Origin of the sequence: Winogradskyella eximia (assembly GCF_003386165.1) — a bacterium.
In the GTDB taxonomy this organism is placed as follows: Bacteria; Bacteroidota; Bacteroidia; order Flavobacteriales; family Flavobacteriaceae; genus Winogradskyella; species Winogradskyella eximia.
Genome location: NZ_QRDV01000011.1, coordinates 72,384 through 78,849, shown reverse-complemented (window position 1 = coordinate 78,849; position 6,466 = coordinate 72,384). Strand labels below are relative to the sequence as shown.

At 30.5% G+C, this 6,466-nt stretch carries 7 protein-coding genes; all 7 read left to right on the top strand.

Annotated elements, in window-relative coordinates; all coding sequences use genetic code 11:
* Positions 1–176: 176 nt before the first annotated feature.
* Positions 177–605, top strand: coding sequence for a hypothetical protein (locus DFQ10_RS18095; RefSeq protein WP_115818860.1), 429 nt, complete (start codon positions 177–179; stop codon positions 603–605).
* Complete coding sequence (locus DFQ10_RS18090) at positions 605–955, top strand: hypothetical protein (RefSeq protein ID WP_115818859.1); 351 nt, start codon at positions 605–607, stop codon at positions 953–955. Before DFQ10_RS18095 ends, DFQ10_RS18090 begins: the two co-directional genes overlap by 1 nt.
* 83 nt (positions 956–1,038) lie before the next feature.
* Entirely contained in the window at positions 1,039–1,761 is a 723-nt protein-coding gene (locus tag DFQ10_RS18085; RefSeq protein WP_115818858.1) for a DUF6090 family protein, read from the top strand.
* 140 nt (positions 1,762–1,901) lie between these two features.
* Positions 1,902–3,578 carry a glycoside hydrolase family 2 protein gene (locus DFQ10_RS18080; protein WP_115818857.1) on the top strand — a complete coding sequence of 559 codons (1,677 nt, stop codon included), beginning with the start codon at positions 1,902–1,904 and terminating at the stop codon, positions 3,576–3,578.
* Positions 3,579–3,796: 218 nt separating this feature from the next.
* A complete protein-coding gene (locus DFQ10_RS18075) occupies positions 3,797–4,537 on the top strand; it encodes a DUF6090 family protein (protein ID WP_115818856.1) in 741 nt (246 codons plus the stop codon).
* A gap of 119 nt (positions 4,538–4,656) precedes the next feature.
* Positions 4,657–5,529, top strand: coding sequence for a tetratricopeptide repeat protein (locus tag DFQ10_RS18070; RefSeq protein ID WP_245940774.1), 873 nt, complete (start codon positions 4,657–4,659; stop codon positions 5,527–5,529).
* A 132-nt stretch (positions 5,530–5,661) separates the two neighbouring features.
* Positions 5,662–6,297, top strand: a complete 636-nt coding sequence (locus DFQ10_RS18065; protein ID WP_115818855.1) for a hypothetical protein — start codon at positions 5,662–5,664, stop codon at positions 6,295–6,297.
* Positions 6,298–6,466 lie beyond the last annotated feature (169 nt).

The following is a 6,466-nucleotide window of genomic DNA, read 5'->3' as shown; positions in this document are numbered from 1 at the left end:
CACACGCTAAAAGAGCTGCAAAAAGTGCAATTAATTTATACAACGAAATAAGATTACATTTATCTTTAGACTATAAAACACCTAATATGGTATATCAATTATCAGCGTAAATTCAATTTTAACCTGTAGCCATATTTCAGGACTAGACATTACCAAGAAAGACTCAAAAGAATAATATGAATTTTAAAAAAGTTGATTTAAACAAAACTTGCAACGGAATGAATTGTGAGTTTTCCGTTCTAAACTTAAGAGATACGCATCTGATTGATATACTTCATATAAAATTTAACGGAATATATAGACCTGGCTCAATGGGAAAATCTGAATTAGGATATATGACAGGAAATTATGAACTAGGAAAAGCTGTATGGAGACCATTTAAAATAATAATTGACATTAGCGAGGTGGAATATAAATGGGGCGATGATATGGAATTACTACTTGACATATCTGACCCAAAATCTTCTGTTATGATTGTTGGAAATAAAAATAGGAAAGCAATATCAACTCTTATGTTTGGAATGGATACCGAAAAAGATATAGTTGATAACAAATTCATTTTTGATGATTTGGAAAAAGGAATTGAAAAATTAAAAAGAAAATAATGGCTTTACCTAAGAAAAAAAGCAGATTAATAACTTTAAATAATAAAAGTTTCCGTTACATAATATCAACAGGAAAGCCAGATGAAGATTGGAACTTTAATCTAAATTTAACCATTCAGGATTCTAGCGGAGAAGGCAATCTTTTAAAAGTTGAGGGATTAGTAACTAGAGATTTTTGGTTAGATTTCCCCAACAGCACAAAAAAAGAAGATTACTCAGTATTAACACCTAAGGATATTTCTAAAATAATAACTAATGGTATTAAATTAGGTTGGAATCCAGAACAAAAAGGTAAACCGTACATAATAAAATTAGACAATAGTTTTGTTAATAAATATGGAATTAAATAACGTTTTACAACAACGTTGTGCTTCATTATTCTCACTCGAACGGAATGAAATAATTATCCTAACTTTCGAGAAATAACCAACCGATGATAAAATTCTTTAAAAAAATTAGACAAAATATGCTGACTGAAAATAAATTCAGTAAATATCTGATTTACGCAATTGGAGAAATTATTCTTGTTGTAATTGGAATTTTGATTGCATTGCAAATTAATAATTGGAATGAAGTTCAAAAGGGCAAAATGAAAGCTACCACTATTTTGAAAGAAATTCGTTCGGATATGTTTAAAGATTTAGAGTTAATAGAAGAATTAAAACCATATTGGGGAAGAGAGATTATGTACTTTAAAAAGGTTTTGCCTTCATTTAATCCTCGAAAAGAAATAACTTCCTTTGAAGGCTTTGATACTATTAGCAAAATCTCTTATTCGGAGTTATTTGGATATGATATGCCCTTTCGGTCAAGTAAAAGTGCCTACGATGCAATGATTGCTGATGGCAATTCTGACCTTATAATAAATGACACCTTATATTCAAATATTCAAAGGTTTTATACTTTTAATGCACCTACCAATGAAAATCTATTTGAAATATTGAGGCAGGAATCATCTGATTTAAATTATAAATATGCTCATGTAATAACTTATAAGCCATATAAAAACATTAGTGATTTAACGGATGAGAATTTAATTGCTGATCTTAATATTTATTTTCAATCAAAGAATTTTTATTATTGGAGAACATTTGTAATAAACCAGGAAAGCCTTAAGAATATAATTTCTCAAATTGACAAAGAATTAGAACAATAGCTGAATAAAAAATAACGAAAGCACAACACCATGTATAATTAATTGCTTTGGCAAGTGCTTATTTGTTTTCCGAAAATAGCAGCAATATCAGCAACTAACTCATAAACAAGACCATTGTGTCCAATCAAAAAAAGAAATAAATGAAACAAAATTTAGCATTAATATTCACTCTTTGCCTTGCCCTACTGGTTTGTGGATGTTCACAATCGGAAACGATAGCAATTACAGAAACAACAGCTACAAAAATTGAACTAAAAGACAATTGGTACTACCTCAATGGAGAAAAGTTTTTTATTAAAGCCATCGGTTACGAAATAGGTGCACGTCCAGGACAACATCCATATGAAGATGAAAAGAAAGACCATTTGGAATTAATGAAATTTGATCTCGATAACATTAAAAAAGGAGGTTATAACACCATAAGAACTTGGAGTCAATTCTCTGAAGCACAATTAAAATTGGTGCAAGAATCGGGTTTAAAACTTATTATGGGTTTAGAAGTTAATCCAGAAGAAGATTATGGAGATCCTAAATTTATAAATCATTGTAAAATACAGCTTGAAAACATCTTGAAATATGCGCCAAAATATGATTGCATAATTACCTATTTGGTTATTAACGAACCTCAAACAGATCACATTCATAAAGTTTCAGCCAAGGCATTTAAAGACTTGATGAAAATGATGGTAGATATGATTCATGAAGGTCATCCAAATATTCCAGTAACACTTTCTGCAAATGCTATGATTAGCGATTGGATGGATGAAAGTATGTATGATGCTTATGCTTATAATTGTTATGGCTACAATGAAGGCCAAACAGCAACAATGGGATTTAGGGATTATATTAAAGGTTTAAATGAACTAAACGGATTAGATAAACCCTTTATAATTACTGAATTTGGACATTCAGTATCACCAAAAGGAGGTTTTGGTAGTTTTGGCTCAAGAACCTTAAAGGAACAAAGCGAAGGATTGGTTTCTAATTACCGAGATCTTATGGATGCTGGAGCTGTAGGAATGTGCCCATTTTATTATGCTGATGGTTGGTGGAAAGGTGGAGAAAAAAGCATACACAATAAAGAGCAACCAGAAGAATGGTTTGGCTTTTGGGGTTATAAAGATGTTAATGACAAATATGGTTCACCTCGTCCTGTTTGGTTTGCCATGCGAGATTATATGAAAGGGCTTATTATAAGTCCTAAAAACAAAACAGTACACACCAACACAACGACGATACCTTTAGAGTTTTATAATGATGCGACTATTAAAAAAATAGTTGTGAAAAACCGTGATGAAATTATCTATTCTAAAAACATAACAAGCGAAGGTTATTTTGCAGATCAATTAACAATTAATCCCGTTGGTATGGAAGCAATGGAGCTAGCTTTTGAGTTTTTTGATAGTGAAGATAATAGTGTAAAAAACGAATCTATTATAATTCTGGCTTCAAAAACAGCTATTGAATTGCCTAAATTAACTATAGAAGTCACACCTGAAAAAGATTTAAACGACGTGAAAGTTGGAAGCATTAAAACAAAAATAGAAACCAATGAAAATTTTAAACTGATTGGTGATTTAATAGTTAGCTATAATACACATCTTGGATGGGACGTAGGTCCGCAGGTTTCTGTTTCTGTTAATGATCAATTGGATAAAAAAGTAATTACTTCTGAAAATTTCTTTGATATTCCTGATAATTGTTGGGTTGTAAATGCGTCGGCAGGAATATCAGTTAGGTATGGCAAATTCACTTTTAAAATTCATGACCAAAAAATAATTTATAGAGGTGATTGGGCTAAAGAAATCAGTCGTTAGTAAGACAGCATGCAATAATGTATATAATTAATTGCTTTGGCAAGTGCTTATTTGGAAAATTCTATCGGATTTTTTTTGCGTACGGTTTTGTGTATGAGTTAATTGCTCCTCGTCAAATTTTATGCTATATTTAATCGAGTCTACGAGAACTCCACACAAAACTACACACATCAGCGTGTACAGTGACGTTGTACTTCATAATGTTAAACCGCTAACCAATGATAAAATTCTTTAGAAAAATTAGACAAAATATGGTTAAAGAAAATCGCGTTAGTAAATATCTGTTATATGCTGTTGGAGAAATTATACTTGTTGTTATCGGAATTTTAATTGCACTACAAATAAATACTTGGAATAAGAATAAACAATTAAGATTGTCGGAAATAGAAACGCTATCTGAAATTCAAGTAGCACTGAATCAAGATGTATCTGTTTTATCTACAAACTTAAAGAACTTAGAAACAAAAATACTTCATAGTAGAGAAGTGATATTACATATTGAAAATAAGTTGCCCTATGAAAAAAAACTAGACGGTTTATTTATGAATGTCTATTATCACAGAGGCTATAAAACTTTTAACAACTCGGGTTTTGAGCTTTTAAAAGAAAGAGGTTTTGATATTATTCAAAATACCGAATTACGAAAACGGATTACAAAACACTACACAACGGATTTATCAGATATAATTGGAATTCTTACTAGAGTTGAACAATTAGGTTTAATTCAAGCTGATAATTTATATGATAACTTTAAACTTACTAAAATTCCGGAAGGCTTTGGTGGGATAATGACAGCATATGATTATAACCAATTAATTAATGACCCAAAAGTTTTAGGACCATTCTACCATTTGGAACTTTTGAATTTGACATATGAACGAAATTTAACGGGTTTCAAAGAAAAAACTGAAGAAGTGCTAAAGATGGTTAACACTGAACTTGAAGAACGTAAAAAATAACGAAAGCATAATACCGTGTATTTTTAATGGCTTGGTCACTGACCACTAACGAACATTACTGCAGAATATTCTATCTGTGATTTATTTGCTAAATTAGTTGCTTAACCACGCAACTTTCCATGCGTAACAACAATATGTCAAAATTGAGAAATAGAGTTTACTTTATCCTTATTTGCTTTTTAACAACGTTTATAAGTTGTCAGGAAATTGCACCTAAATCCACTACAAATCAAGTGAAGTATTCGGATTCCGAATTAAAACTTAAAAAAGAAAAGCAAGACTCAATTATTGAAAAATATCTTAAAAATGGAGCTTGGAAATATTGGCAGTATTCTCAAGAATATCAAAGGGAAATTGACAAGGGAATTGCTCAGGATAGTACAATTGCATATTTATGGCAACAGAAAGCAACACCGTTAATTAAACAAGGTAAATATGAAATCGGACTTGACTATATTGACAAAGCTGTGAAATATGACCGAGAACAATGGCAAGATTATCGTGCTTTTACCAAATGTATTTTTGCTAAAACATATAGAGAAGCAATTATAGATTTTCAAGATTGTAAAAGAAGGTTTGGAAATTCCTTTGTTATGGATCATTCCTATGATTTTTATATTGGACTCTCGCACCTTCAATTAAACGAATTTGAAAAAGCCGAAAAAGTATTTAAAAAGGACTTTGACCGTGTTATAGCCGATAAAGGAACGGACTGGCTTCATCATCTAGACCTGTTCTATTTTGGAATCAGTAAATACGAACTTAAAAAATACGAAGAAGCAATTGAAATGTTTAATATGGCACTTGAAATTTACCCAGATTTTTCCGATGTTCAAGCATACAAAGCAATATGCTTGAGCAAACTTGGGAGAAAAGAAGAAGCAATAGCATTAGACAAGCAAGCGGAACTAAACGCTAAGATTGGAAATACAATTAATGAAGATAACGTAATTTACGAAAGGTATCCGTACCAAATGCGATGGGAAAAATAACGTTTACGATTAACGTCTTGGTCATTATTGACTAACGAACATTCTTACTGAATATTCTATTCGGTTTTTATTTGCTAAATTAGGTGCGTGTTCCACGACACTAACCATACACAAAACCGTTAGCCAACATTTATGAAAAGTACACTTCTAATTTCACTCTTTATTAGTTTTCAAATCAGTCTAAACTATAGTTTTGATTATCGTTTAGAATATGAAATAAAGGATATTGATTCAGACTCAATTCAATTAGTTAACTATTATGTAAACAGTAAAAACAATGATTATTTCGCTGACATACGTAAAAACATGAAAAGTGGATATAAGTTTTACTTTAGAGATCAAGACAAGCTAACTGGTCAGGCAATTATAAATGGCAATTACAAAAATCCAGGTACAGTAATATTACATGATAGCCTAACAAGTACTTTTAGTAATATGTATGATTTCAAAGCTAAAAATTATAAAATTGAGAAATTAAAAGATACTTTAATTAACAGTAAAAGGTTTGCAAGAGTAATTTTTAAATTGATTAATCCTAAAAAGGCTAAAAGAAAAAAAATCGGTAGCCACATTTATATTATAGATACTACTAAAGTAATGAAACCTTTATTAACTGACCCAACCATTTTAAACATTTGGAGACTTAACAAAAATATTCCATATGGCTTGATAGTAGAAAAGCAGGTCTATAGTAGCAAAGGGGAACTAACTTGGACCGAAAAATTAAAAGAAGTAAATCCTGTAAATTTCAATCTATTAATTAAATAAAAACAATTTGCTAACAACATTTATAATTTATTGCTAGTACTCACCTACTAACGCAAATCCTATCGGATTTTCTATTCAGTTTTTATTTGCTAAATTAGGTACTAAACTGCGCAACAAATTAAAGAAACACGTTCTAGTCAATTATAATAAACATCAAAAAAGTAATTAC

Bases quoted from the DNA above. Each gene is read 5' to 3' on its own strand.
- DFQ10_RS18095 (WP_115818860.1), top strand. From the start codon at position 177: ATGAATTTTAAAAAAGTTGATTTAAACAAAACTTGCAACGGAATGAAT.
- DFQ10_RS18090 (WP_115818859.1), top strand. From the start codon at position 605: ATGGCTTTACCTAAGAAAAAAAGCAGATTAATAACTTTAAATAATAAA.
- DFQ10_RS18085 (WP_115818858.1), top strand. From the start codon at position 1,039: ATGATAAAATTCTTTAAAAAAATTAGACAAAATATGCTGACTGAAAAT.
- DFQ10_RS18080 (WP_115818857.1), top strand. From the start codon at position 1,902: ATGAAACAAAATTTAGCATTAATATTCACTCTTTGCCTTGCCCTACTG.
- DFQ10_RS18075 (WP_115818856.1), top strand. From the start codon at position 3,797: ATGATAAAATTCTTTAGAAAAATTAGACAAAATATGGTTAAAGAAAAT.
- DFQ10_RS18070 (WP_245940774.1), top strand. From the start codon at position 4,657: ATGCGTAACAACAATATGTCAAAATTGAGAAATAGAGTTTACTTTATC.
- DFQ10_RS18065 (WP_115818855.1), top strand. From the start codon at position 5,662: ATGAAAAGTACACTTCTAATTTCACTCTTTATTAGTTTTCAAATCAGT.